The sequence below is a fragment of the Priestia sp. ABM2_011 genome, assembly GCF_056158845.1.
In genome coordinates this window covers 1,234,866-1,261,822 of the sequence record NZ_JBSWUB010000001.1, presented here as the reverse complement: position 1 = coordinate 1,261,822, position 26,957 = coordinate 1,234,866, and the positions used below count along the sequence as shown (strand labels likewise).

The window sequence follows — 26,957 nt, the reverse complement described above, 5'->3', positions numbered from 1 at the left end:
CTTTCTATATAGGGGGTTTTTAGTTTAGTTCATCCATGAAGGATCTGAAGGATTTTCACGCCATTTAAATAGCTTTTCCATCGCTTCTTCTTCAATGTATCCCGCTTCGTTTGCCGCCTCTACTAGCGTAGAGTAGTCTGTTAAAGAATAAACTTGAAGTTCTTTTTCTTTAAACAGCTGACGCGCTTTTTCCAGCTCATATGTAAAGATAGAAACAACTCCCAGTACTTCACAACCCTGCGCTTTTAATGCATCGACTGCGGTAAATACACTTCCGCCAGTTGAAATCAAATCTTCAATCACAACTACTTTTTGACCTTTTGTTACTTTTCCTTCAATTTGATTTCCTTGGCCATGTTCTTTTGCTTTGCTTCGCACATAGCACATTGGAAGCTCTAGCGCTTCACTTACCCATGCTGCATGAGGAATACCAGCTGTAGCTGTACCAGCAATCACTTCTGCATTGGCAAAATACGTTTTAATTAAATGCTGCAGACCTTTTGCAATTTCTTTTCGCACTTTTGGGTAGCTAAGCGTTAGACGGTTGTCACAATAAATAGGCGACTTAATTCCAGAGGCCCACGTAAACGGATCGTTCGGTTGAAGGCTTACTGCCTCAATATCAATTAATTGTTTTGCAATTTCTTTTCGTAGTTTTGTCATCGCGTAATACGCTCCCCTTTCCACTGCTGTAACATCTCATAATATGCTTTAAGCGGGTCTTTTGCTTTAGTAATAGAACGTCCAACCACAATGGCACTTGAGCCATATTCTCTCGCTAGCTGAGGCGTTGCTACGCGGACTTGGTCATCTACTGAATCTGCGCCCATACGAATACCCGGCGTTACGGTCAAAAAGTCCTCTCCTGCTGCTTTTCGAATCGAAGGCACTTCATGAGTAGAACATACAACGCCGTCTAGTCCGCTTTTTTTAGCAAGCGCTGCATAATGCGTAACCACTTCTTGCATCGAGTGCGTAATCAGCTGCTGCTCTTTTAGCATTTCATCCGATGTACTTGTTAGCTGAGTAACCGCAATACAATCCGGACGTTTTTTGCCAGCAGCGGTTCCTAAGTCAAGTCCTTCAACGGCTGCTTGCATCATATTCGTTCCGCCGGCTGCGTGAACGTTAACCAAATCCACTTCAAGAGAAGCCAAAGACTTCATTCCTTGCTTTACCGTGTTTGGAATATCGTGAAGCTTTAAGTCTAAAAAGATCTGGTGGTTTTGCTCTTTTAATGCAGAAATAATGGATAGCCCTTCTTTATAAAACAGTTCCATGCCTACTTTCACAAATAATGATTCTTGTTGAAAAGGCATTAAAAACTGCTGTACATCGTTAATTGATGAAAAATCAAGAGCAATGATTAACGGTTGCTTCACGCTTTTTCCAGCTCCTTCCGATACATTCTGAAACATGCTCGTATCCTAATGATGTTAATAGCCTTGGCAATTCGTCAATGATGGTTGGGCATACATACGGATCGACAAAGTTTGCTGTACCAACCGCTACGGCACTTGCACCTGCATATAAAAATCCAAGTGCATCTTCAGCAGTCGTCACTCCGCCCATACCGATAATTGGAATGTTTACTTTTTGGCTCACTTCATACACCATTCGAATCGCTACCGGTTTAATTGAAGGTCCTGACAGTCCGCCTGTGCCGTTCGCTAAAACCGGCTGAGCTGTTTTCAAATCCAGACGCATCCCGAGAAGCGTATTGATCATCGTTAAGCCATCCGCGCCAGCTTCTTCAACAGCCATTGCCATGTCTACAATATTGGATACGTTTGGTGATAGTTTAACATAAACTGGAACATTTGAAACATCTTTTACCGCTTTTGTTAAACGAGCGGCGATGACAGGATCTACGCCAAACGCAATTCCGCCTTCCTTTACGTTAGGACATGAAATATTCAATTCAAGTGCTTTCACATTTGATACGGTTGAAATTTCTTTTGCCACGTGCACATATTCTTCAATTGAAGCACCGGCTACGTTCGCGATAATCGGCACATCATATTGCTGAAGCCAAACGAGCTCTTCATTCATTACTTTTTCTAGCCCAGGATTTTGTAATCCAATCGCATTTAACATTCCTGCAGATGTTTCCGCTACGCGAGGAGTTGGATTGCCAAAACGAGTTTCAGCAGTAGTCGCTTTAATCATAATGGCTCCAAGTGCATCAAGTGAATAAAATTGAGCATACTCACGCCCAAATCCAAAGCAGCCGGATGCTGGCATAATTGGATTTTTCAAATCTAACCCTGGTAATGTCGTTTTTAGCATACTCATAGAAGCACCTCCCCTGCTTGAAAGACGGGACCGTCGCTGCAGATTTTTTTATACGCCGTAGAATCATCACTTTCCCTGCATACACATGCAAAGCAAGCGCCGATTCCACAGCCCATTCTTTCTTCTAAAGAAATGTAAAGCGGCTTGTTTGTATAATTATTTTCTAGTGCTTTTAACATCGGAGTTGGACCGCATGAAAACATAACGTCATATGAAAACTGATGCTCGTCAATCACCGTTGTGACAAAACCTTTTGTTCCGTAAGAGCCGTCTACCGTTGCAATATATGTTTCTCCTAAAGCTAAAAACTCTCGTTCATAAAATACGTCTGCTTTTGATTGAAAACCCAGGACGTGGATAACCTGCACGCCTTTTTCACGAAGTCTTTTTGAAAGCTCATAGAGCGGAGGCACTCCAATGCCTCCCCCTACTAATAAAGCCGTTTGACCTGACTCTATTGCATCTAATGGAAAACCGTGGCCAAGGGGACCTAACACGTCAATCGACTGTCCGGCTTGTTTTTCAGCCAGCAGCGATGTTCCCGCTCCTTCTGCACGGTAAATCATCGTAAATTGTTCGTGCGTTTGATCAATTTCTGCAATACTGATTGGTCTGCGAAGCAGTGGCAAATAGTCGTTGTTGACGCGGATATGCACAAACTGCCCCGGCTCATTCATGAAACGAACAAGCTCGCCTTGAAGGGTTAATTCATATACATTGTGTGTTAACGGTCGCTGACTGACGACTTGCATCATTTCATGTTTGATCATACGGTTGTCACCTCTTTGGTTGGACGAACTTTTTTCATTGGCGTTGTATGGAAGCTGATCGTTTCAAGCACTCTTAAAATCGCTTCTGCTGTATCAAGTGATGTTAAGCAAGGTACGCCATTTTCAACTGCTTCACGGCGAATTTTAAATCCGTCACGCGCAGGCTGTTTTCCTTTTGTTAGCGTGTTGATGACCAGCTGGGCTTCACCTTTTCGTATCACATCTAAAAGATTGTGATCTTCATGATGAATTTTATTTACTATTTTTACGCGAATGTCTTCTTTTGTAAACGTTGAAGCTGTTCCTTCCGTTGCAATCACCTGGTAGCCAATATTAGCAAAGCGCTTTGCTAACGCTGTTGCCTCTTCCTTATCTTTATCCGCTACTGTCATAAGTACTGAACCGTACGGCTTAATGGACATACCTGACGCAATTAGTCCTTTATATAATGCTTTTTCGTACGTTGAATCTTGCCCCATTACTTCTCCAGTAGATTTCATTTCAGGTCCAAGCGTAATATCTACGCGGCGCAGCTTTGCAAATGAGAAGACCGGCACTTTTACGTAGACGCCTTCTTCTTCAGGGTGCATGCCTGATTCATAGCCAAGATCTTTTAAACTTGTTCCTAAAATTACTTTTGTTGCCACATTCGCCATCGGAATACGCGTGATTTTACTTAAGAACGGCACCGTACGGCTTGAACGAGGATTTACTTCAAGAACAAACACTTCTCCTTTTGATAAGACGAACTGAATGTTAAGCAGGCCAATAATGTTTAAGCCTTTTGCAATTCGTGTTGTGTAATCAATGATCGTATCTTTTACGTCCTGTGACAGAGTTTGCGGTGGGTATACAGCGATGGAGTCGCCTGAGTGGACACCCGCGCGCTCTACATGCTCCATGATTCCTGGAATAACCACTGTTTCACCGTCTGAAATGGCATCGACTTCAATTTCTTTTCCTGTTAAGTAGCGGTCGATTAATACAGGATGATCAGCGTGTACTTTTACCGCGTGTTTCATATAATGAAGCAGCTCTTCTTCTTTATACACAATTTCCATCGCGCGTCCGCCCAGTACGTATGAAGGACGTACAAGCACCGGATAACCAATTTCTTTTGCGACAACCACTGCTTCTTCAACTGAAGTAACCGTCTTTCCAAGCGGCTGAGGTACTTCTAAACGCGCTAGCGTCGCTTCGAATTTTTTACGGTCTTCCGCTGCATCTAAGCTTTCAAGTGACGTACCTAAGATCTTGACCCCTCTTGCTTCTAGCTCATCCGCTAAGTTGATTGCTGTTTGACCACCGAACTGTACAACCACACCTTCTGGTTTTTCTAAATCGATGATATGCATCACATCTTCAATCGTCAGCGGCTCGAAGTATAATTTATCTGAAATACTGAAGTCAGTTGACACTGTTTCTGGATTGTTATTGACAATAATCGCTTCGTATCCAGCTTCTTTAATCGCCCACACCGAGTGAACCGTTGCATAGTCAAACTCAATTCCTTGCCCGATGCGGATCGGACCTGACCCTAACACTACAACGCTTTTACGATCTGTAACAATCGATTCATTTTCATCTTCAAACGTACCGTAGAAATATGGTGTTGTAGATTCAAATTCTGCTGCACATGTATCTACCGTTTTGTATACTGGCATCACGCCGTTTTGTTTGCGGAAGTCGTATACTTCACGCTCTGTTTGATTCCATAGCTTAGCAATCGTGCAGTCTGCAAATCCCATTTCTTTTGCTTCCTGTAAAACTTCTACATTATGAATCTCTTCTTTTAACACATTTTCAAAAGCAATCACTTTTTCAAGTTTTACTAAGAAGAAAAGATCGATTTTGCTCCACTCGTGAATTTGCTGAATCGTTACGCCGCGGCGAATGGCTTCTGCGACGTAGAATAATCGCTCATCGCCAGCTTTGCGAATACGTTTTTCAATAATGGCATCATCAAATTCATGCGCATCTTTTAACTCTAAGTGATGAACGTTTGACTCAAGTGAGCGTACGGCTTTTAAAATTGACTCTTCGAACGTGCGGCCAATTGCCATTACTTCCCCTGTTGCCTTCATCTGTGTACCTAGTTTACGGTTAGCTGATTCAAATTTATCAAACGGCCAGCGTGGAATTTTAGATACGATGTAATCTAGTGCAGGTTCGAAACATGCGTATGTCTTCCCAGTTACCGGGTTCATCATTTCATCTAATGTTAACCCTACCGCAATTTTTGCGGCTAATTTTGCAATTGGATACCCTGTTGCTTTTGATGCTAAGGCCGACGAACGGCTTACACGAGGGTTTACTTCAATTACGTAATACTGGAAGCTTTCTGGGTCTAGTGCTAGCTGAACGTTACATCCGCCTTCGATTTTAAGCGCTCGGATAATTGTTAGTGACGCATTTCTAAGCAGCTGATACTCACGGTCGCTTAGCGTTTGGCTTGGTGCTACAACAATTGAATCTCCCGTATGAATACCGACCGGGTCAAAGTTTTCCATATTACATACTACAATCGCATTATCGTTTGCATCGCGCATTACTTCATATTCAATTTCTTTAAAGCCTGCAATGCTTTTCTCAAGTAAGCACTGTGTTACAGGACTGTGTTTTAACCCACTTGTTACAATTTCAATCAGCTCTTGCTCGTTGTTACAAATTCCGCCTCCCGTACCGCCAAGCGTATAAGCAGGACGCACGATTACCGGATAGTTTACTTGTTCAACAAACGCATACGCTTCGTCTAGTGAATGAATGATTTCACTTGCTGGGACAGGCTGATTTAGTTCATTCATTAATGAACGGAACTGCTCACGGTCTTCAGCTTGTTCAATCGCTGATAATTTTGTCCCGAGAATTTCTACGTTAAATTCTTCTAAAATGCCCGTTTCGTGTAATTCTACCGCTAAGTTCAGTCCCGTTTGACCGCCAAGCGTTGGAAGCAGTGCATCCGGGCGTTCTTTACGAATAATTGAGCTTACAAATTCAACCGTTAGAGGTTCAATATATACTTTGTCTGCCATTTCTGAATCTGTCATGATTGTTGCAGGATTGGAGTTCACAAGAATAACTTTGTATCCTTCTTCTTTTAACGCAATACATGCTTGCGCTCCTGCATAGTCAAACTCTGCCGCCTGTCCAATGACGATTGGTCCTGATCCGATTACGAGAATTGTGTTAATATCTTGACGTTTTGGCATTAGCAATTACCTACTTTCTGATTGTTTTTCATAAGATCCATAAATTCGTTGAACAATCCGTTTGCATCTTCAGGTCCCGGTGATGCTTCAGGGTGATACTGAACCGTAAATGCCGGATATTCTTTATGCTTTACTCCTTCAACTGTTCCATCGTTAAGCGCAACGTGCGTCACTTCTAATGGCGTGTTGACAAGAGATGGCTCACACACTGTATAGCCGTGGTTTTGAGATGTAAGAGCTACTTTATTGGTTTTTAGATCCTTTACAGGATGGTTGGATCCACGATGACCAAATTTCATTTTTTCTGTATCTGCTCCGCATGCTAGGGCAAACAGCTGATGTCCTAAACAAATTCCGAAAAGCGGAACCTTCCCTAAAACCCCTTGAATCATCTCGATTGCTTCAGGTACGTCTTTTGGGTCTCCAGGTCCGTTGCTTAACATAATGCCATCTGGATTTAATTGAAGAATTTCTTGCGCAGTTACGTTATAAGGAACCACAATCACGTCGCATTGACGAGCTGTTAATTCACGTAAAATTCCGTGTTTCATTCCAAAGTCAACGAGTACCACTTTTTTACCTCTGCCTGGGCTTGGGTAAGGCTTCACCGTTGATACTTTTTTAACTGAATCAGTCGGAAGTTCATGATTTTGAAGCTGTGCTACCACTTCTTCTACATTGACTTCCATGCTGCACACGCGTCCACGAAGCGCACCGTGCTGACGAATTTTTCGCGTTAATTTTCGCGTGTCGATTCCAGCTAATCCTGGAATATCTTTTTGTTTTAAAAATTCATCTACTGATAGTTCGCTTCTGAAGTTTGAAGGAGCATCACAAATTTCTTTTACAATCAAACCGTGTACAGCTGGTTCAATCGACTCAAAGTCATCGCGGTTAATACCGTAGTTTCCGATTAAAGGATATGTTAATGTCACAATTTGTGCACAGTATGATGGATCAGACAGAATTTCTTGATATCCTGTCATTCCCGTGTTGAAAACAACTTCTCCTGTCATTTCTTTGTCGCTGCCGAATCCTTTTCCGATAAATACTGTTCCATCTTCTAAAATTAGTTGACGTTGCATGCTTTAACATCCTCCCATACTCGTTTACCTTCTACTAATGTCATTACCGGCCAACCTTTGCATACCCAGTTAGCAAACGGCGTGTTTTTACCTTTGGATACAAATTCTTCTGGATTAATTGCTTTTTCTGTTTCAAGATCAATGATGGTTAAATCCGCTGTTTTTCCCACTTCAATCGTGCCATAAGGAAGATTGAATGTTTCAGCCGGCTTGTTTGTTAAATACGATACTAGCTGCTCTAGCGTCATTACTTCTTTTAATACCAAGTTTGTATAAAGAAGCGGGAAAGCTGTTTCAAGTCCCACAATTCCAAACGGCGCAAGCTCCATGCCTTCTGCTTTTTCGTCCGCTGTGTGCGGTGCGTGATCAGTGGCGATAAAATCAAGCGTTCCGTCTAATAAAGCTTCAATTAATGCCTGTTGATCATCTTTTCCTCGAAGCGGCGGATTCATTTTGAAATTCGAATCAAGTCCCGGGATATCTTCTTCATTTAGTAACAGATGATGAGGCGTTACTTCTGCAGTTACGCGAATGCCTGCTTTTTTCGCATCACGAATGGCGCGAATGGATTCTTTTGTACTTACGTGACACACATGGTAGTGACAGTTTGCTGCTTCAGCAAGCAGGACATCTCGTGCAATTTGAACGGCTTCGCAGATAGATGGGATACCGTTTAGTCCATGTTCTTTTGCAAATTTCCCGTCGTGTACGCAGCCTTTGTTAATTAAATCATTATCTTCACAGTGTGCAACGATTGCTTTGTTTAATGAAGCGGCTTTTTTCATCGCTTCTAGCATCATTCCTGTTGACTGAACCCCTACTCCATCATCTGTAAAAGCAAATGCTCCCGCTTCTTTTAAGCCTTCAAAGTCCGTTAATTCTTTTCCCAATTGACGAGTAGTAATCGATGCGTACGGTAATACGCGCACATGTGCTGTTTCTTCAATGCGCTTGTTTACCCACTCCATTTGTTCAACAGTATCAGGCACTGGACGCGTGTTCGGCATTGCAGCAATTGCTGTAAAACCGCCCTTTGCAGCTGCTAGAGTACCTGTTTCAATTGTTTCTTTCTTTTCTCCCCCTGGCTCACGCAAGTGAACGTGGACATCGATTAAACCCGGTGATAAGAAGTTCCCGCCTGCATCAATGACTTCTTCATTCTCTACGTCAATGTGTGAAGCTATTTCAGCAATTACACCATTTTCAATTTTCAGTTCGACTTTTTCAATTTTTCCTTCATTTAACCATGTAGCATTTTTGATAATTGTTGTCATTATTAAGTCCCCTTTCAATTGGTTGTAGCGCTCTTGCTAATACTGCCATGCGAATGTATACGCCATTTTGCATTTGTTTAAAAATTCTTGAGCGTTCACATTCAACGAGCTCATCTGCAATTTCGACTCCTCTGTTCACCGGAGCTGGATGAAGAATAATGCTATGTGATTTCATTTTCCGCTCTCGTTCAACGGTTAATCCGAAGCGGCTATGGTAGTTCTTTGCAAGCTCTGAAGTGTTCTCTTCATGCCTTTCAAATTGAATACGCAGTAGCATCACAACATCGACCGTTTCGATTGCTTCATCGATATCAAGATATGTACCGTGTCTGTTCTCTTCATCTTTCCATTCTTCAGGTCCCGCAAAATATACGGTCGCCCCTAGTTTTGTCAGCATTTCTGCATTCGATCTCGCTACGCGGCTATGTCGCAAATCTCCGACTATTGCGACTTTTAATCCTTTAAACGAGCCGAACTCTTGGCGAATTGTCAGTAGATCAAGCAGACACTGAGTTGGATGCTGACCGCATCCGTCTCCTGCATTAATGATGGGAATCGATACTTTTTCCTGCAGTGCTTCATAATAACGATCTTGCGGGTGGCGAATAACAACTGACTGAACACCGATTGAAGCTAATGTTTCAATCGTGTCATAAAGCGTTTCTCCTTTTTGGACGCTTGAAGTTGTTACTTCAAACGGAATTGTTGTTAATCCTAGCTGCTGTTCTGCCATTTCAAAGCTGCATCGAGTACGCGTGCTCGCTTCAAAAAATAAGTTGGCAACAAACATTTTCTCTTCCGGTTTCCATCCTTGTTTATTCGTTCGATAGTTTTCAGCGCTGTCTAAAATCTCTAGAATTTCATTTGTTTCTAGTGTTGAGACTGTCACTAAATGTTTCATATCGATTCCCTCCATTTTTGCTTTCCTCGCATTTCTTTATAAAAAACACCCTTTCTAACTTAGAAAGGGTGTAAGAAAACAAGCTTCGTCTATAACGCGCTTTTCACACACCCTTAGAAACCTCTCTGGATTTCAATTAAAAGGCGTTCTATGAAATTTTTCGTGCTGACGTTTGTTGAACGTTTTCCGCTTCTTTTATCTTCTCTTTCGGCAGAACTAGATTCAGCAGAACTCCCATGATAGCAGACAGTGCCATGCTATCAATCTTTACATGTTCTGAGATATCTAAGTGTGCTCCTCCGATTCCTAACACTAAGATAATCGAAGCAATCATTAAGTTTCGTTTTGATCCAAGATCTACCTTTGCATCCACCATCATGCGCAAGCCTGATGAAGCAATGATTCCGAATAAGAGAATTGAAATCCCACCCATGACCGGAGTTGGTATACTTGAAATAAGAGCGTTGATTTTGCCGACAAACCCGAACAAAATCGCGAAGACTGCTGCTCCTGCTATTACAAATACGCTAAGCACCTTTGTGATGGCTAACACTCCGATGTTCTCACCATATGTTGTGTTTGGCGGTCCGCCGATCAGCGCAGCAAGCATAGTGGCTACTCCGTCTCCTAAAATCGATCTGTGCAGCCCTGGCTTTTCAATATAGTTTCGATCCACAATCTTATTTAAAACAAGAATGTGTCCAATATGTTCTGAAAGTGTTACGACTGCTACAGGTACCATGATAAGCACAATCCCTAATGAAATGGACGGCGTGTATGTGACGAACGGCACGTAGAAGTGAGGTATTTCAATCCACTCTGCTTTCATTACCTTTGAAAAGTCTACCAATCCTTGTGTATAAGCGAAGATGTATCCGCCGATAATTCCCATCAGTACCGGAATCAGGCTGATAATGTTTTTAAAGAAGATTGAGCAAGCAACTGTTATCGCTAGTGTCACAAGCGCAACCATCAGGTAAGTTAAGCTGTAATTTCCTTTTGCATCGTTCATCGCCATGCCTACTGCTGTATTAGCTAATCCTAAGCCTATAACCATAATAACTGGTCCTACTACAACCGGAGGAAGCAGCTTCATAATCCAATTGATTCCTGTTCCTTTTATAATCAAAGCAACGATTCCATACACAAGTCCGGCTAAGAAACAGCCAACCATCGTTTCTTCAGGTCCAAACGAAGCTTTTGCGAAAATGATTGGCGTGATGAACGCGAACGATGAACCAAGGTAAGAAGGAATTTGACCTCTTGTAATGAGCAGGAAAGCAAGCGTTCCTACCCCGCTTGAAATCAAAGCAATTGCCGGGCTGAATCCGACTAGGAACGGCACTAACACCGTCGATCCAAACATTGCAAACAAATGCTGCAGACTCAATGTTAACCAATTTACTGCTTTTGGTTTATCATGTATATCAAGTACAAAATCTCGTTGTTGACTCATATGTTTTTCCTCCTATCACTATAAAAAAACCTCTTTACGCAGAGGCAAAGAGGTTTTCAGCATACAAGGAAGACGCTATACCGCAGTATAGTTTTCCTTGTATAGTGACCCCCCTTTTGCAGCCTCACGGGACTACTATTTAAAAGGGTATATAATTTATTTTTCGTAAATAGACACGTGGTCTTTTTCGTCTACTTCCATCAAATGTACCGCAATTTTTTCACTTTTAGCTGTCGGTACGTTTTTACCAACATAGTCTGCTCGAATCGGCAGCTCGCGGTGTCCTCTATCCACTAAAACAGCCAGCTGAATGAGTTCCGGTCGACCGATATCAATTAGTGCATCAAGTGCTGCTCGAACCGTACGGCCCGTATATAACACATCGTCTACTAAGATGACGTTCTTATTTGCAATATCTGTCGGAATATCTGATCCTTTTACGAGAGGTTCGTCATTGCTTGTCACTTTCGATAAATCATCCCGGTAAAGCGTGATGTCTAGTTCTCCGACTGGCAATGTGTTTCCTTCAATTTGTGCAATTCGTTCTGCTAAACGTTTTGCAATATAAATACCTCGCGTTTTAATCCCCACTAGCACACAATTTTCGATTCCTTTATTCTTTTCAATAATCTCATGTGCAATTCGAGTTAAAGCGCGGCGGATAGCCTGTTCGTCAAGGACGGTAGCTTTTACGTTCACTGTTTTTCACCTCAAGTTGTTGACATAAAAAAATCCTCTTGCCTTGAGGCAAGAGGATTTGGTTTTAGATATATTTCTTCAAAAAGGCTATAAGTATGCCTTTTCTGCACCGTTTCCTTCTCAGCCTCTCTGGACTGTTCTTAAAGGTTCTTATTAAGTTAATACAAGTATGCCATCACTTATGACAGTTGTCAACTTCTTTTTTCAATAAGCTCTAGCATCTCATTAAACTCTTTTGGAGCCGGTGCTTCAAATTCCATATATTCATTTGTACGAGGGTGAATAAAGCCTAATACACCTGCATGAAGTGCTTGTCCGTCAATCGGAAGCGTTTTTTTCGGTCCGTACTTCGGATTCCCGGCAAGCGGAAAGCCAATATACTTCATGTGAACGCGAATTTGGTGTGTTCGCCCCGTTTCTAGCTTACATTCGACAAGTGAAAAATCTTTAAAACGCTGTAATACAGTAAAGTGCGTCACTGCATCACGACTGTTTTCATCAGTGACCGTCATGCTTTGACGATCTTGCTTATCTCGGCCGATTGGCGCATCAATTGTACCGTGATCGTGCGCAATTACTCCGTGAACGATAGCTTTATAGCGACGCGTCACTGTTTTAGCTACAAGCTGACTAACTAGTGATTCATGAGCTAAATCATTTTTTGCAACCATAAGTAAACCGGACGTATCTTTATCAATTCGATGAACGATACCAGGGCGCATAACGCCGTTAATACCGGATAAATCTTTACAGTGAGCCATTAAGCCGTTTACAAGCGTGCCGCTATGATGACCTGGAGCTGGATGTACAACCATGCCGCGAGGTTTATTTACAACAAGCACATCTTGATCTTCATAATAAATATCTAAATCCATTTCTTCCGCTACCACATCAAGCTCCTCTAGTTCCGGCACTTCAATAATAATAGCGTCTCCTGTTTTACATTTATAGTTTCCTTTAACGGTTTTATCATTCACTTTTGCATGACCTTCTTTGATCCACTGCTGCACTTGTGAACGTGACCATTCTGCATTTACAGTCGAAAGTACTTTATCAATACGTTCTCCCGCTTGTTCTTCATTTATAACTGTTTCAATTACATTCATTCTTTGTGCTCCTTCTTCATTTTCCCTTCAAACAGCGTCATAATAAACATGATGATTACTCCGACGACAAGTGCCGAATCAGCTACGTTAAAAATCGGAAAATCATACGTAAAGATGTATGTATTTACGAAATCAACTACTTCTTTACGGACCACTCGATCAATAAAGTTTCCAATGGCGCCGCCTAACATTAATGCTAGCGCAATACCGAACCATTTATCTTGTTTTTTGAGCTTTTGAATATAAATTATTAAACCGACTACCACAACCACCGTAATGAGATAAAAGAACCACATCTGTCCTTGTAGAATACCCCACGCGGCTCCTCTGTTACGATGAGAGGTAATGTAAAGAAAGTTTTCAATTACGGTAATGCTTTGTCCATAATACATTTCTTTTACAATCATCCATTTTGTTACCTGATCAATAAGTATAACAGCTAAAGCGATAAGATAATAAAACACAAACGTTTTCCTCCCGCAATAAAATCAAACGAATCCATACTAAAGCATTTTAGCACATAATTCATTTTTTTTCTCGCTTCTCACCAGAAAACAAATAAATCTTCGTTTGTGCGGGCCGTCGGCATTACTTTTAATTTATGAATAGACATCACTTCGCCAGTTAGTTCATCAATTCCAAACGCACCAACGTCAAGCTTTGCTAGCGCGTGTTCTACATCTTTTAAATCGGCTTTAATCATTTCTATTACGTAACGTTCCTTTTCATCTATATAACCAGATTGTTCTGTAGCATATCTCAATAGGCGATCTTGTAATTCTTCTTTGATAAGAGCTAATTCCTGTCCAATGGAAAGATAATTTTCATACATGCAAACGCCTCCTGTGCTGATAAGATGAAGTATTAATGATGTTAGGTTTACCGAGTTTTCCATCGAATCTACAACACAAGTTTTTCCTAAGGCTTTGAATGCTTTATACCATTGTATTTGGGAATTTCGTACAGCAAAAAACACGCCCAAAAAGGACGTGCTTTTGTTCATTACTGCTGAACGTAGTGATTTTTCACAACATCCGCACAGCGTGTACATAAAGTTGGGTGATCTTGATCTTCGCCAACTGTTGGTGATACTACCCAGCAGCGCTCACACTTCTCACCTTCTGCTTTACTTACAACAATTGAAGCATAGCTGAATTTTTGTGCTTCAGCAGGCGCTTCACCTTCTGCTACTTCAAGATCTGAAACGATGAAGAGTTGACCTACATTTTCAGAAATAGAGGCTAACAGCTCTTTCGTATCTGCTGTTGGATACAGCGTTAATTTTGCTTCTAAAGACTTACCGATTACTTTTTCATTACGAGCTTGTTCTAGCGCTTTTAAGACTTCATCGCGAAGCTCCATGAACGCATCCCATTTCTCTACCAATTGATCTGCTCCTTCAATTTCTTGAACCTCTGGCATATCAACTAGCTGCGCGCTTTCTTCCGTTACGTTCGGAATGTGAACCCATACTTCGTCTGCTGTATGAGAAAGAATTGGAGACACTAATTTCGTTAACGATAATAACGTTTCATAAAGAACCGTTTGAATGCTGCGACGCTCTACATTATTTTCTGCTTCAATGTACAATACATCTTTTGCAAAGTCTAAGTAGAATGAACTCATATCAATTGTACAGAAATTATGCACTGCGTGATAAATGCTTGAGAATTCATATGAATCATAAGATTTTTTCACTTTATCAATTAATTTGTTCAGCTTCACAAGCATGTAGCGATCTACTTCACGAAGGTCTTCAACGGCTACAGCGTCAGTTGTTGGATTAAAGTCCGCTAGGTTTCCTAGTAAGAAACGGAACGTGTTGCGGATTTTACGATATACTTCTGCTACTTGTTTTAAAATGTTATCAGATACACGAACATCCGCTTGGTAATCTACAGAAGCTACCCATAGACGTAAAATATCCGCACCTAGTTGTTTCATTACTTTTTCTGGAATTACAACATTCCCTAATGACTTACTCATTTTGCGACCTTCACCGTCTAAAGCAAATCCGTGGCTAAGTACGCCTTTATAAGGTGCTTCACCTGTTACAGCTACACTTGTAGAAAGACTTGAATTAAACCAGCCGCGGTATTGGTCAGAACCTTCTAAATACAAATCAGCCGGACGCTGTAAGTCTTCACGCTCTTCAAGAACAGCTTGATGTGAAGAACCAGAGTCAAACCATACGTCCATGATGTCTGTTTCTTTTGTGAAACGGCCATTTGGGCTTCCTTCATGAGTAAAGCCTTCTGGAAGCAAGTCTTTTGCTTCACGCTCAAACCATACGTTTGATCCATGTTCTCTAAATAGATTTGATACGTGCTCAATTGTCTCGTCCGTAATGATTGGCTCATCATTTTCAGCATAAAATACTGGAATCGGAACGCCCCATGCACGTTGACGAGAAATACACCAGTCTCCGCGGTCACGCACCATGTTATAAAGTCGCGTTTCACCCCAAGTAGGCACCCATTCTGTTTTTTCTACTGCTTTTAATAAATCTTCACGGAAATCTTTAATAGACGCAAACCACTGTGCTGTTGCACGGAAAATTGTTGGTTTCTTCGTACGCCAGTCATGTGGATATGAGTGGGTAATGAAACTTAATTTTAACAGCGCGCCTTCTTCTTCTAGTTTGTCTGTAATCGCCTTATTCGCTTTATCATAGAATAATCCTTCAAATCCTGGTGCTTCATTCGTCATATGACCCTTACTATCAACTGGACAAAGAACTTCCAAACCATATTTTTGACCAACGATAAAGTCGTCTTCCCCGTGTCCCGGTGCTGTATGAACACAGCCAGTACCAGCATCAGTCGTTACGTGATCGCCAAGAACAACTAAAGAATCACGCTTATAGATTGGATGTTCAGCTACCACGCGTTCAAGTTCTGAACCTTTTACTGTACGAAGTGTCTTATAGTCAGCCCATTCAATTTCTTTAGCAACTGTTTCAATAAGTTCAGTTGCTACTACATATTTTGCTCCATCTGCTTCAACTACGCTGTACTGAAGCTCGGGATTGACAGCAATCCCTTGGTTAGCTGGCATTGTCCATGGTGTTGTCGTCCAAATGATGAATTTTTCATCTTGTTCAAGCACGCCTTTACCATCTTTCACATTAAACGCTACGTAAATAGAAGCTGAACGCTTGTCATAGTATTCAATTTCCGCTTCTGCTAAAGCAGATTCACTTGAAGGGGACCAGTATACAGGTTTTAATCCTTTGTAGATATAGCCTTTTTTCGCCATATCGCCAAATACTTTGATTTGCTGCGCTTCGTACTGTGGCTGAAGCGTTACATATGGATTATCCCAATCTCCGCGTACGCCTAAACGCTTGAACTGCTCACGCTGGCCGTTTACTTGTTCCCAAGCATACTGTTCGCAAAGCTTACGGAATTCAGCTACTGTCATTTCTTTGCGGTTTACTTTTTTATTTTTTGTTAAAGCCGTTTCAATTGGCAAGCCGTGTGTATCCCAGCCTGGCACATAAGGTGCGCAGAAGCCTGACATCGACTTATAGCGAACGATAAAATCTTTTAAAATTTTATTTAAGGCATGTCCCATGTGAATATCGCCATTGGCATATGGAGGTCCATCATGCAGGACGAATAGCGGACGGCCTTCCGTACGTTTTTGTACTTTTTCATAAATATTCATTTCAGCCCACTGTTCTTGCATTTTAGGCTCGCGGTTCGGTAAATTTCCACGCATAGGAAATTCAGTTTTTGGCATCAATAATGTATCTTTATATTCCATGTTTTACCCTCCAAAAAAAAACGTAAATTTCATATCTTTTTGCACCATAACAAAAAGACCTCCTCATCCCAAAAAGGGACGAGAAGGCCTCCCGCGGTACCACCCTAGTAGATTTGCTGCACGCAAATCCTCTTTGCATTCGTAACGTGAATAAACCGCCACTGCTTACTATCATCATTTCAGCAATGGTACTCTAGGGTGATTTTCACTTTTTTGTTTGTTATCGAGCTCGCACCATCCTCGATTCGCTTTGACAAACTAAAAAAGCTACTGTCCCTGTCTCCGTACTGTTTGATATGAAATTTCATCTGTTACCAAATTATATGACAACAAAACGTGAGAAGTCAAGATGATGTCTTGACTAGTCAATTTTTTCTTCTAGCGCTGGCATCTCATAATCCATCAACTGATCCCAGTCATCGCTGTTTAACATTTCAAGCTGTGCTTCAATTAACATTTTGAAACGAGTTCTAAATACTTTAGACTGCTTTTTCGTCTCCTCAATGTCCATCGCAATTTTACGAGACTTAGACAGTGCTTCATTAATAATACGGTCCGCATTTTTTTCTGCTTCTTTTATAATGAGCTTCGCTTCTTTTTCAGCGTTTCGCTTTACATCTTCCGCTGCTTCTTGAGCAATTAAAATTGATTTATTTAACGTTTCTTCGATGTTAGTAAAATGTCCAAGACGATCTGTTAATTCAGATACTCTTCCTTCTAACTCCTTTTTATCACGCATTACCAGCTCATAGTCTTTAATTACTTGGTCAAGAAACTCATTTACTTCATCTTCATCATATCCGCGAAACCCGCGATTAAACTCTTTGTTATGAATATCCAAAGGGGTTAAAGGCATCTAGGCCACCTCCGTGTTGTCTCATTACATCATTAGTAATGGTTTATTCGACATATTTTTAAAATTTCCTGCTAGTAGATTTCTTTATTTCTGCTTCCCTACAACAATTCGCCATTTTTCTTTTTTGGTTTTGCCTTCAAGTGAAACGATACGACTTCTGCCGTGGCCACGAAGCGACAAAATATCACCTTCATGACATTCAAAAGAAGGCTGTTCAATGACTTTAAAATTTACTTTTACCGCTCCATTTGCAATAAACGGCTGGACTTTTTGTCTTGATAAATTGTGAATGGTCGACAGCAAAACATCAAGCCTCATTGAAGAAACTGTATAAACGTGTTCAATCAGCTCTTCTTTTACCACATGCAGCTGCTCTCTTTGAATAGAAGAAAGTGAAACTTTGGCTTTTCCAATTGATGTTAAATTCATCTCAATATAAGAAGAAATTTCCTCTGCGGCTACAAGCTGAATATCGTCTCCCGCGACCAAAATATCGCCAAATTTTGAACGGCGCAGTCCTAAGGACATCGCCGAACCAAGAACTTGAGGATGTTCAATCGTCACAAACTTTTTAGGATAATTCAATTCGTACATATGCAACTGAAAATCTTCGCTTTCAGGCACATAGTAATCCGGATATAGCAGCGCACGCTTGCGTTCAGCAAACGGTTGTCCACCATCAAATGAAACTTGAACCTCTCCTTCAGTCCCAACAATAGCTGTCACAATCTGCTGCTCTCTTGGATCTAAAAAATCCGTTAATTTTGGGCTGTATTGATGTAGGACATCTTCTTTCCACTGAAGAACCTGGTCAATAAATCCATGTTCTTCTTGCCTAAAATGTTCATAAATAGACATATTATTACTCCTACTATTGGTATGTAAAAAAGGAATCCAGCGATTCCTTTTTAAATAAATCCAACCATACTGTGAAGTGAACGTACACCTGCTTGCGCAAATCGTAGTAAAAAGATTGCAACAAGAGGTGAAATATCAATCATGCCAATAGGCGGAATGATTTTACGAAAAGGCTCTAAGTAAGGCTCGCAAATGCTGCCAAGCAGCTGACCAAACTTAGACGCCCTTACATCGGGTACCCAAGACATCAAAATGTAAATAATCAGTGCCCATGAGTAAAGACCAATCAATTGCCCAAGAATCCCAAAAACGATGTCCAAAAACTACCACCTCTTTACGTTTGTTGTATCGTGTTCTCCCATCATATCTGAAATGCTTCCGCTTACGTCTACATTATCAGGTGTACATAAAAAGATGTCGGTTCCAATTTTTTGAATGTCCCCGCCTAAAGCATAAACTGTACCACTTAAAAAGTCGACAATTCTCACTGCTTGATCTCGTTGAATGCGCTGTAAATTAACAACTACGACTTTACGATTTTTTAAATGATCCGTAATTTCTTGTGCTTCGGCATAGACGCGAGGTTCGCAAAGCATCATTTTTGATGATTTTTGAACGCTTTGCAAGCTAATCACGTTTTGCTGCTGATTCGGCTGCTGACTAGCTTTCACTGGTCTCGACTGCTGTACAGGCTCTTCTACCGACTCTTCTTGTTCGTAATGTTCTTCTACATATTCAGTATCGTCATCAAGAGCAAAAAAACTTCTAAAGCGATTTTTCATACTCATCTTGAATTACACCTCCTTAACGTTCATTCCCAACTAGCGTGGTTCCTAGTCGAATGAATGTTGCTCCTTCTTCAATTGCAATTGCATAATCGTTTGACATTCCCATTGATAGCTCCGTACAAGGTGCATACGGGAGGTTTAGTTCTTGTATACGATCCTGCAATTTCTTTAAACCTTGAAAACAGCTGCGAAGCAAGGACTCGTCATCTGTGTGAGGAGCCATGGTCATTAATCCAACTACTTGGATATTTGTAAATGTTTCAAGAGATTGAATAAATGGAATTACCTCTTCTACAGCAAGGCCATGCTTTGATTGTTCTTCGGCAACATTAACTTGTACAAAACATTTTATACGATGTCCTGCACGTTTATCAATTTCTTTTGCTAAAGATAATCGGTCCAGTGAATGAATATAGTCAACTTTATCAATCACATTTTTTACTTTTCTTGTTTGTAAGCTTCCGATAAAATGCCAGGTCGCTTTCTCACCGATTGATTCATACTTTTCTAGAAGACCTTCATCCCTGTTTTCTCCAAGATGTAAAATGCCTGCATCCACTGCTTCTGCTGCTCGTTTTGTGGAAACGTATTTTGTTACAGCAATCAGCTCTACATCTTCTCGATTTCGATTAACTTTTTTACATGCTTCAGCAATTGTTTGTTGAACTGCTTCTAGATTTTCACTTACGCTAGCTGTCACTATGTAATTACTCCTCCTTAAAGCCTATGAAGTTAAACATGCGTCCTGTTTTCCCTTGGTCGCGGCGATGTGAGAAGAACAGGTCATCTTCACAGCTTGTACAATACGACGATGTTAAAATTCGTTGCGGCAATACGCCTGCGTTTTGAATCAGCAGCTTATTGACTTTTTTTAAATTAAGCGCGTATTGTCCAGGGCTTACTTCTTGATATCCATTTTGGCCAACTACTTCGTTTACTTGTGTAATGACGCGGTTATCGACAACATAACAGCAATCTTCAATCGAAGGGCCAATCGCCACGTAAATATCTTCAACCGGAACATTTTCTTGCTCTACCCACCGCCGAATCATATTTCCTGCAATATCTTTTACTGTTCCCTTCCACCCGGCATGAGCAAGACCAACTAAATGGTGATCAGGCGCATAGAAGTACAGCGGAACACAATCTGCATAACATAAAGCTAACAAAATATCAGATTCATTTGTATAAATGCCATCCGCTGCTTTTATGCCCTCTTCATACTTGTAGAGTCCTTTTGCACAGTCGGCTTTTGTTACTTTTTGAACAGTTGCTTCATGTACTTGTTCAGCACATACAAAGCTTTCAAAAGACATGTCTAGTTCGGCTGCTAAAATTTTTCTATTTGTAATAACATCTTCTACGTTATCGTTTACGTGAAGCCCTAGGTTAAAAGAAGCAAATGGAGGTTTACTCACGCCACCATTTTTTGTGGTGAAACCAGCAACAAGCATATCATTCTTTTCTACCCAAGGGCTCAGCCACATAAACGACTCGTGATGGCTTTTTTTTAATGGCTCAGGATTCATGTATGTGACACATCCCTTGTTTCATTTGTTCTCACATATTGTACCACAGATTGCTAGGTGCTGTTGACAAAAAACTAATTCTCTTCAGGCTGAAATGCGTCTTTATAACGTACTAAAATGACATCGGAACCAATTTTCACAATATTTTTCCATGGAATCACAATTTCATCATCTTTTCCAAAGAAGCCCAATACACGAGAGCCTCCGATAATGACGGCCTGTATTTTTCCCGTTGTTAAGTCAATATCAATATCCCCTACATTTCCAAGTTTTTTGCCATCAGCTACATTCACTACATCTTTCAGCTGAAACTCTGAAATCTTTAACATGCTCTCTCCTCCTATAGCCAACTTTATTCCTTAGCCTATATATATTTTCAAATTTTCATTTCATGAAGGAAAAGCTTATTTTTTCTCTGCCATTCTCTTTCTATAAGCATTTTGTTCACTAATTACACAGTTTTTCATCAAGAGACATTCTCAACAAGCAGCGAGAAGTCCTCATAGCAATAGGAAATCTAACATGAATATCTTTTGGTTATGTATTCATTGATACATACAAAATAAGCATCGTGTCTGTTTTTATAGACACGATGCTTATTAAGTTGAACATCAAATAAAGTGAATGGTATTGATTGTATGAACAAGAGCAGCTGCCAGTTTAGAGAGCTTTTGTTAACTTTGAATATTTTTATTCATCTGTTTAATAGCAGCTTTTTCTAAACGAGAAACCTGCGCTTGAGAAATACCAATTTCTTCAGCAACTTCCATCTGTGTTTTACCTTGGAAGAAGCGCTTTCGTAAAATTAGTTTTTCTCGCTCGTTCAATCTTCTCATACCTTCTTGCAAAGCAATTTCTTCAATCCAAGTTGAATCACGGTTGCGTTCATCGCTTAGCTGATCCATCACATAGATTGGGTCTCCGCCATCATTGTAAATAGGTTCAAATAAAGAAACCGGATCTTGGATAGCATCTAAAGCAAACACAATTTCTTCATGCGGTACTTCTAGGACTTTTGAAATTTCCTCAGCTGTAGGTTCCTTGGATGTTTCACTCATAAGCCTTTCACGAACTTGAAGAGCTTTATAAGCAATATCACGAAGGGAACGAGAAACACGGATTGGATTATTGTCACGTAAATAGCGGCGAATTTCCCCTATAATCATTGGGACAGCATATGTAGAAAACTTCACGTTTTGACTTAAATCAAAATTGTCAATGGATTTCATTAATCCAATACACCCAACCTGAAATAAGTCATCAACAAATTCTCCACGATTGTTAAAACGTTGGATCACGCTGAGTACGAGACGTAAATTTCCGCTTACTAGCTTTTCTCTTGCTGTTCCATCTCCAGCCTGCATTTGTTTAAACAACTTTCGCATTTCTTCATTTTTTAATACGGGAAGTTTCGAAGTATCTACTCCACAAATTTCTACTTTATTTCTTGTCAACTCTTTCCCTCCTAACAGGAGATGATGTTCTGAATTCAGTATCTCCTCCGGAGGAAAAAATATGCACTTTTACAATTCTGACAATTTCACGCTAAAAAAGCTGATTGTATAAGATGCTTCTCAGCCCTTATACAATCAGCTTTTTTACTTAAACCATTTTATTAAATTCTTTTCGCAGCCGTTTAATAATTCGTTTTTCGAGCCTTGAAATATAAGACTGAGAAATGCCTAGCATATCGGCTACATCTTTTTGCGTTTTTTCTTCTCCGCCGGCTAGCCCAAAGCGCAGCTCCATAATTTGCTTTTCACGATCATTTAATTGGTGCAGTGCTTTCAGCAAAAGTTTTCGATCTACATTCGCTTCTAGGTCTTTTGTGATGATATCTTCTTCGGTTCCCATCACGTCAGACAATAACAGTTCGTTTCCATCCCAATCAATATTTAACGGCTCATCAAATGAAACTTCAGATCGAATTTTATTGTTGCGGCGCAAATACATTAAAATTTCATTTTCAATACAGCGAGAGGCGTACGTCGCTAGCTTAATTTTCTTTTCAGGATTAAACGTGTTTACTGCTTTAATTAAACCGATGGTGCCGATGCTAATTAAATCCTCAATATTGATTCCCGTATTTTCAAACTTGCGGGCAATATAAACAACAAGTCGCAAATTACGCTCAATCAACAGTGAACGTGCTGCTTCATCTCCTGATGGAAGTTTCTTCAAGAGCACTTCTTCTTCATCTTTTGTTAAAGGTGGTGGAAGAGCTTCACTTCCTCCTATATAGTACACTTCATCTGTTTTTAGCTTAAGTTTAATTAATAATTTGTACCACCATAATTGAAATCGAATTCGATATGTAGCCATTGTGTATCCTCCTTTATTTGTTCACACCTTTTACGATGCGGAACTTACTTCTCCAATAACGATAAGCTTGGGATGAACAATACATTCATATTGCTTCTCCACTGAAAGCGTTGTATGACTAATACCTACTAATACTTTAGTGACTTCAATCGTGTTGGACTGATGAACCAGCCTTACCATATCTGGCTTTAGAGCAAGCAGCAGCTGATTGGCTTGGCCTACGCTTCGATAAGGGACAAAGCGGACTTTTGAATACCACTCTTGATCAATATCTTCGCTGTGTGAAAAGGATTGAACATTTTTGCTTAATTCCATTAAGCCTTCAGGCAATATTTCTTTTAAAGAATCTGCTGTAACAATCATAACCGGGGTTTTCGTCAGCGGATCTACAAGCTGATTCCCACTATCAATAAGTCCTTTCATCGACAGCGTCTGTTCGTTTAAAATAACTTCTACATCTACCAGCTGATCAAATGTAATATTTTTCATTCGCAAATCATCAACTCGTGCTTTTGAAAAATAAGATAATAGCGGAAAACCAATAAGAACAAATATCCAGCTAATAGGATCACCAAACTGTGGAGATTTCGTATCAACCATTTGATTAAGAACAAGGAACTGATCTTGAAATAAAAAGTGAACGCCCATTAACCCTCCACCCACAACAAAGGTTGCAAAATAAAACGTTAATAAATTCTCAAAGAAAAAGCGCAGTCGTTTATAACCAAACGCCATCAATACCATAAAAAACGAGAATAAAATTTTAATAGCAGGGTGAACCATAAGATGAGAAAAAGGTGTAAACATAAGAAGGACAATCAATGAACCGATAAAGCCGCCAAGCAAAAGCCGCCACCACTTGTAATTCCGTTTAAGTACAACAGCACATAACATTAGTAAGATCGTATCTAACCCAAAATTCAGCATCCATATTAAATCTAAATAGATTGGCAATGTTTATAACCTCTCCATTCTTTCTGAATTTTTCTGTTAAAAATTAGTATATAGTACATCCTATTAGAAAGTCTGTCAGTTCATGCCGAGAAACAAGCAGTATTTTTGAGGAAATCATTCGATATTTGTCACACTACTTTTAGAAAGAAAACACAAACCCTTTGAAGGCGTCATATTGACCATGTCGAATGTTTTTTATACTCTTTTTGAGTTTTCTAGATTCATTGCATAAAAAAAGACCTCTGTATAAAACAGAGGTCTTGGCTTTTTATTTTCTTAGCGTCTACGATTACGGTTTCGTAAGAATGTTGGAATATCTAGCGCATCTTCAGACTGTGGCTGAGATGGACGCGTATATTCTTGCTGTACAGGTTCTTCACGCTTTACTTCACGCTTCGGCTGTGGAGCCGGTTGCTGTGTCGATTGCTGCATGCGATTCGCCGATAACGAAGGACGACCTGGTTTTGGCTGTGATAAATCTTGGTCACTAAAGCCAGTTGCAATAACTGTAACAACAATCTCATCTTTTAGGTTTTCGTTAATAACAGATCCAAAGATCATGTTCACTTCTTGGTCAGAAGCCGAAGCAACGATATCTGCAGCTTCTTGTACTTCGTAAAGACTTAGGTTTGTACCGCCTGTGATATTCATTAATACACCTTGAGCTCCATCGATAGATGTTTCAAGAAGTGGACTTGAAATAGCTTTTTTAGCTGCTTCAGCAGCGCGGTTTTCACCAGTCGCAATACCGATACCCATAAGTGCAGATCCTTTGTTAGACATAATTGTTTTCACGTCCGCGAAGTCTAAGTTAATTAATCCAGGAACTGCGATTAAATCTGAAATACCTTGCACACCTTGTCGTAATACGTTATCCGCTTCACGGAACGCTTCTAGCATTGGCGTGTTTTTATCAACGATTTCTAATAAGCGATCATTTGGAATAACAATCAGCGTATCCACTGCTTCTTTCATTGACGCAATGCCACCTGCCGCTTGAGTAGAACGCTTACGGCCTTCAAACGTAAATGGACGAGTAACAACACCTACCGTTAGTGCTCCTAGCTCACGAGCAATTTGGGCAATGACTGGAGCTGCACCAGTTCCAGTTCCTCCACCCATACCAGCTGTTACGAAAACCATGTCTGCACCTTTTAGTGCTTCTTGTATTTGTTCCTTACTTTCTTCAGCTGCTTTTTTACCAACTTCTGGATTAGCACCTGCACCTAATCCTCTTGTTAATTTAGCGCCGATTTGCATTTTTGTTTCAGCTTTTGATAAATTTAATGCCTGTGCATCTGTATTAACTGCAATAAATTCTACACCTTGGACGCCATGTTCAATCATTCGGTTAACCGCGTTGTTACCGCCGCCTCCGACACCGATTACTTTAATCGTCGCTAATTGGTCTACACTTGTATCAAACTCCAACATGATAGTTCCTCCTAATTCTTCGAAATTACCAATCCGTAACGTTAATCAAAGAAGTATCCAAAAAACTTCTTCATTAAATTTTGGTCATTTTTCTTTTTCGGCTGCTCAGCTGATTGTTGCGGCTGCTGTGGTTTCGGGCTAGGCTTGATCATTTCTTGTTCAATCGGCTCTTCTTCCACAACTGGCGCTCCAATTTCCCGGCCTTGTATTTTAGCATTTTTGTATGCAAATTTTATTAATCCTACGCCTGTTGTATAATGCGGCTCACGTACTCCAATATAATCAGGCACTGCTATGCGCACGTTATTCTTTAAAATCACTTGAGCTAGCTCAAGAATACCAGGCATCGCTACTACTCCGCCTGTTAAAACAAATCCTCCTGGAATATCTTTGTATCCTAGGCGATTTACCTCCTGCGTAATCATATCTAAAATCTCTTCTAATCTAGCTTCAATAATATCAGAGATTTCGAGCTGATTAAACTGCTGATGCTGATCGCTTCCAATGATCGGTACACTAAATACTTCTTCTTCAGAAGCATGATCGTAGAAAGCATGTCCATGCTTTATCTTAATATTTTCCGCGTCTTCAGTCGATGTGCGAAGGCCAATCGATAAATCTTTGGTAATGTGCTCTCCGCCAACAGCTAGTACATTTGTTACTTTCAAATGTCCTTGGTCAAAGATCGCAACCGTTGTTGAACCTCCACCGATATCTACCAGTGCGACACCTAAGTTTTTTTCATCACGAGATAATGCAATTGAACCAGCGGCTAGAGGCTGTAAACAAATATCACTGATTTCTAAACCAGCTCTTTCTACACAGCGTAATAAGTTATGTAAAACCGTTCTAGATCCTGTTATGATTGTGCCTTCCATTTCTAAACGTACCCCAATCATACCTCTAGGATCGTTAATACCTTCTAAGCCATCTACAATAAATTGCTTTGGAATAACATCAATGATTTCACGATCTGGCGGGATAGACATGACTTGAGCAGCATCAATTACTCGATGAATATCTTCGTTTGTAATTTCACGATTTTCGCTTGACACGGCTACTACTCCGTGACAATCCTGTAAAAATACATGATTTCCGCTTATGCCCACTACAACCTTTTTAATTGTAATGCCTACCATTCGTTCAGCTTGTTCTACTGCTTTTCGAATAGATTGAACTGTTGCATCTATATCAACGATAGAACCTTTTTTTAGTCCGTGTGATTTAACATTCCCTACACCAATGATATTCAATGAATCGTTACTCATCTCTCCGATGATTACTTTCACACTGGATGTACCGATGTCTAAACTAACGTATATTTCATTGCTGTTCATTCTTTGGCACCTCCTTTTTCTTTCTGCACATGTCATCTTAAATAAATTAAGAAGAACAACAATATTAATTTTTTATTATATGAAAATATTCAACAAATACATCTGTTTCCCTTTTGTAAAATCAATTTTTTTCAAGTTTTTCACAGACTTTATCTCTTTCAAAGAACAAAACGTTCTTGTTTTGACTTTTTTTTAGATTTAAGCCTCAAATTCACTGAAAAAAAGCTATTTAACTACAAGTCTACACTAAGATGTACACTGAGAAAAGCGAAACTTACCTAGAACAAATATTACATTTCCATTTCACAGCAGCGGA

The 26,957-nt window shown here is 40.3% G+C and carries 26 protein-coding genes and 1 other annotated feature; all 26 genes read right to left on the bottom strand.

Annotated features, from left to right (window positions below):
- Positions 1-24: 24 nt before the first annotated feature.
- A complete protein-coding gene (gene pyrE / locus ACXAE4_RS06695) occupies positions 25-663 on the bottom strand; it encodes an orotate phosphoribosyltransferase (RefSeq protein WP_029715075.1) in 639 nt (212 codons plus the stop codon).
- Complete coding sequence (pyrF, locus tag ACXAE4_RS06690; RefSeq protein ID WP_028411462.1) at positions 660-1,382, bottom strand: orotidine-5'-phosphate decarboxylase; 723 nt, start codon at positions 1,380-1,382, stop codon at positions 660-662. Before pyrF ends, pyrE begins: the two co-directional genes overlap by 4 nt.
- Positions 1,354-2,295, bottom strand: coding sequence for a dihydroorotate dehydrogenase (locus tag ACXAE4_RS06685; RefSeq protein ID WP_475235703.1), 942 nt, complete (start codon positions 2,293-2,295; stop codon positions 1,354-1,356). The genes pyrF and ACXAE4_RS06685 overlap by 29 nt, the downstream gene beginning before the upstream one ends.
- Complete coding sequence (locus tag ACXAE4_RS06680) at positions 2,292-3,065, bottom strand: dihydroorotate dehydrogenase electron transfer subunit (RefSeq protein WP_154973134.1); 774 nt, start codon at positions 3,063-3,065, stop codon at positions 2,292-2,294. Before ACXAE4_RS06680 ends, ACXAE4_RS06685 begins: the two co-directional genes overlap by 4 nt.
- On the bottom strand, positions 3,062-6,274 hold the full coding sequence (carB, locus tag ACXAE4_RS06675) for a carbamoyl-phosphate synthase large subunit (protein WP_014458390.1): 3,213 nt from the start codon (positions 6,272-6,274) through the stop codon (positions 3,062-3,064). The genes ACXAE4_RS06680 and carB overlap by 4 nt, the downstream gene beginning before the upstream one ends.
- Entirely contained in the window at positions 6,274-7,359 is a 1,086-nt protein-coding gene (locus ACXAE4_RS06670; protein WP_028411464.1) for a carbamoyl phosphate synthase small subunit, read from the bottom strand. Before ACXAE4_RS06670 ends, carB begins: the two co-directional genes overlap by 1 nt.
- The gene (locus tag ACXAE4_RS06665; protein WP_154973132.1) at positions 7,344-8,633 is read right to left on the bottom strand and encodes a dihydroorotase; all 1,290 of its coding nucleotides are present in this window, start codon (positions 8,631-8,633) and stop codon (positions 7,344-7,346) included. Before ACXAE4_RS06665 ends, ACXAE4_RS06670 begins: the two co-directional genes overlap by 16 nt.
- Positions 8,596-9,534: an aspartate carbamoyltransferase catalytic subunit gene (locus ACXAE4_RS06660; protein WP_028411466.1), complete on the bottom strand. Its 939-nt coding sequence runs from the start codon at positions 9,532-9,534 to the stop codon at positions 8,596-8,598. The genes ACXAE4_RS06665 and ACXAE4_RS06660 overlap by 38 nt, the downstream gene beginning before the upstream one ends.
- A 148-nt stretch (positions 9,535-9,682) precedes the next feature.
- On the bottom strand, positions 9,683-10,990 hold the full coding sequence (locus tag ACXAE4_RS06655; RefSeq protein ID WP_028411467.1) for a uracil-xanthine permease family protein: 1,308 nt from the start codon (positions 10,988-10,990) through the stop codon (positions 9,683-9,685).
- Between the two features lie 156 nt (positions 10,991-11,146).
- Complete coding sequence (pyrR, locus tag ACXAE4_RS06650) at positions 11,147-11,689, bottom strand: bifunctional pyr operon transcriptional regulator/uracil phosphoribosyltransferase PyrR (protein WP_013058940.1); 543 nt, start codon at positions 11,687-11,689, stop codon at positions 11,147-11,149.
- Positions 11,690-11,880: 191 nt separating this feature from the next.
- Positions 11,881-12,795, bottom strand: coding sequence for an RluA family pseudouridine synthase (locus ACXAE4_RS06645; protein WP_475235698.1), 915 nt, complete (start codon positions 12,793-12,795; stop codon positions 11,881-11,883).
- Positions 12,792-13,259 (bottom strand): signal peptidase II, encoded by a 468-nt coding sequence (gene lspA / locus ACXAE4_RS06640; RefSeq protein ID WP_013084844.1) that lies wholly within the window; start codon positions 13,257-13,259, stop codon positions 12,792-12,794. Before lspA ends, ACXAE4_RS06645 begins: the two co-directional genes overlap by 4 nt.
- Before the next feature lie 80 nt (positions 13,260-13,339).
- Positions 13,340-13,627 carry a conjugal transfer protein TraR gene (locus tag ACXAE4_RS06635; RefSeq protein WP_028411468.1) on the bottom strand — a complete coding sequence of 96 codons (288 nt, stop codon included), beginning with the start codon at positions 13,625-13,627 and terminating at the stop codon, positions 13,340-13,342.
- A gap of 170 nt (positions 13,628-13,797) precedes the next feature.
- Complete coding sequence (gene ileS / locus ACXAE4_RS06630; protein ID WP_154973131.1) at positions 13,798-16,563, bottom strand: isoleucine--tRNA ligase; 2,766 nt, start codon at positions 16,561-16,563, stop codon at positions 13,798-13,800.
- A 71-nt stretch (positions 16,564-16,634) separates the two neighbouring features.
- Positions 16,635-16,855: a binding site (T-box leader), on the bottom strand.
- 69 nt (positions 16,856-16,924) lie between these two features.
- Complete coding sequence (locus ACXAE4_RS06625) at positions 16,925-17,419, bottom strand: DivIVA domain-containing protein (protein WP_013058945.1); 495 nt, start codon at positions 17,417-17,419, stop codon at positions 16,925-16,927.
- An 84-nt stretch (positions 17,420-17,503) separates the two neighbouring features.
- Complete coding sequence (locus ACXAE4_RS06620) at positions 17,504-18,277, bottom strand: YlmH family RNA-binding protein (RefSeq protein WP_013058946.1); 774 nt, start codon at positions 18,275-18,277, stop codon at positions 17,504-17,506.
- A 50-nt stretch (positions 18,278-18,327) separates the two neighbouring features.
- On the bottom strand, positions 18,328-18,597 hold the full coding sequence (locus ACXAE4_RS06615) for a YggT family protein (protein ID WP_014458382.1): 270 nt from the start codon (positions 18,595-18,597) through the stop codon (positions 18,328-18,330).
- Positions 18,598-18,600: 3 nt separating this feature from the next.
- Complete coding sequence (locus ACXAE4_RS06610; protein WP_028411470.1) at positions 18,601-19,065, bottom strand: cell division protein SepF; 465 nt, start codon at positions 19,063-19,065, stop codon at positions 18,601-18,603.
- A gap of 16 nt (positions 19,066-19,081) precedes the next feature.
- Positions 19,082-19,765, bottom strand: coding sequence for a YggS family pyridoxal phosphate-dependent enzyme (locus ACXAE4_RS06605; RefSeq protein ID WP_028411471.1), 684 nt, complete (start codon positions 19,763-19,765; stop codon positions 19,082-19,084).
- 7 nt (positions 19,766-19,772) lie between these two features.
- Positions 19,773-20,594, bottom strand: coding sequence for a peptidoglycan editing factor PgeF (gene pgeF, locus ACXAE4_RS06600; protein WP_155017489.1), 822 nt, complete (start codon positions 20,592-20,594; stop codon positions 19,773-19,775).
- A 74-nt stretch (positions 20,595-20,668) separates the two neighbouring features.
- The gene (locus ACXAE4_RS06595; RefSeq protein WP_013058951.1) at positions 20,669-20,923 is read right to left on the bottom strand and encodes a YlmC/YmxH family sporulation protein; all 255 of its coding nucleotides are present in this window, start codon (positions 20,921-20,923) and stop codon (positions 20,669-20,671) included.
- Positions 20,924-21,268: 345 nt separating this feature from the next.
- Positions 21,269-22,048, bottom strand: coding sequence for an RNA polymerase sporulation sigma factor SigG (gene sigG, locus ACXAE4_RS06590; RefSeq protein WP_013058952.1), 780 nt, complete (start codon positions 22,046-22,048; stop codon positions 21,269-21,271).
- Positions 22,049-22,196: 148 nt separating this feature from the next.
- Positions 22,197-22,916: an RNA polymerase sporulation sigma factor SigE gene (gene sigE / locus ACXAE4_RS06585; RefSeq protein ID WP_013058953.1), complete on the bottom strand. Its 720-nt coding sequence runs from the start codon at positions 22,914-22,916 to the stop codon at positions 22,197-22,199.
- Between the two features lie 30 nt (positions 22,917-22,946).
- Positions 22,947-23,870 carry a sigma-E processing peptidase SpoIIGA gene (spoIIGA, locus tag ACXAE4_RS06580; RefSeq protein ID WP_014458377.1) on the bottom strand — a complete coding sequence of 308 codons (924 nt, stop codon included), beginning with the start codon at positions 23,868-23,870 and terminating at the stop codon, positions 22,947-22,949.
- A gap of 276 nt (positions 23,871-24,146) precedes the next feature.
- Positions 24,147-25,304: a cell division protein FtsZ gene (gene ftsZ / locus ACXAE4_RS06575; RefSeq protein ID WP_013058955.1), complete on the bottom strand. Its 1,158-nt coding sequence runs from the start codon at positions 25,302-25,304 to the stop codon at positions 24,147-24,149.
- Positions 25,305-25,345: 41 nt separating this feature from the next.
- Positions 25,346-26,641 carry a cell division protein FtsA gene (gene ftsA, locus ACXAE4_RS06570; RefSeq protein WP_013058956.1) on the bottom strand — a complete coding sequence of 432 codons (1,296 nt, stop codon included), beginning with the start codon at positions 26,639-26,641 and terminating at the stop codon, positions 25,346-25,348.
- Positions 26,642-26,957: the final 316 nt, after the last annotated feature.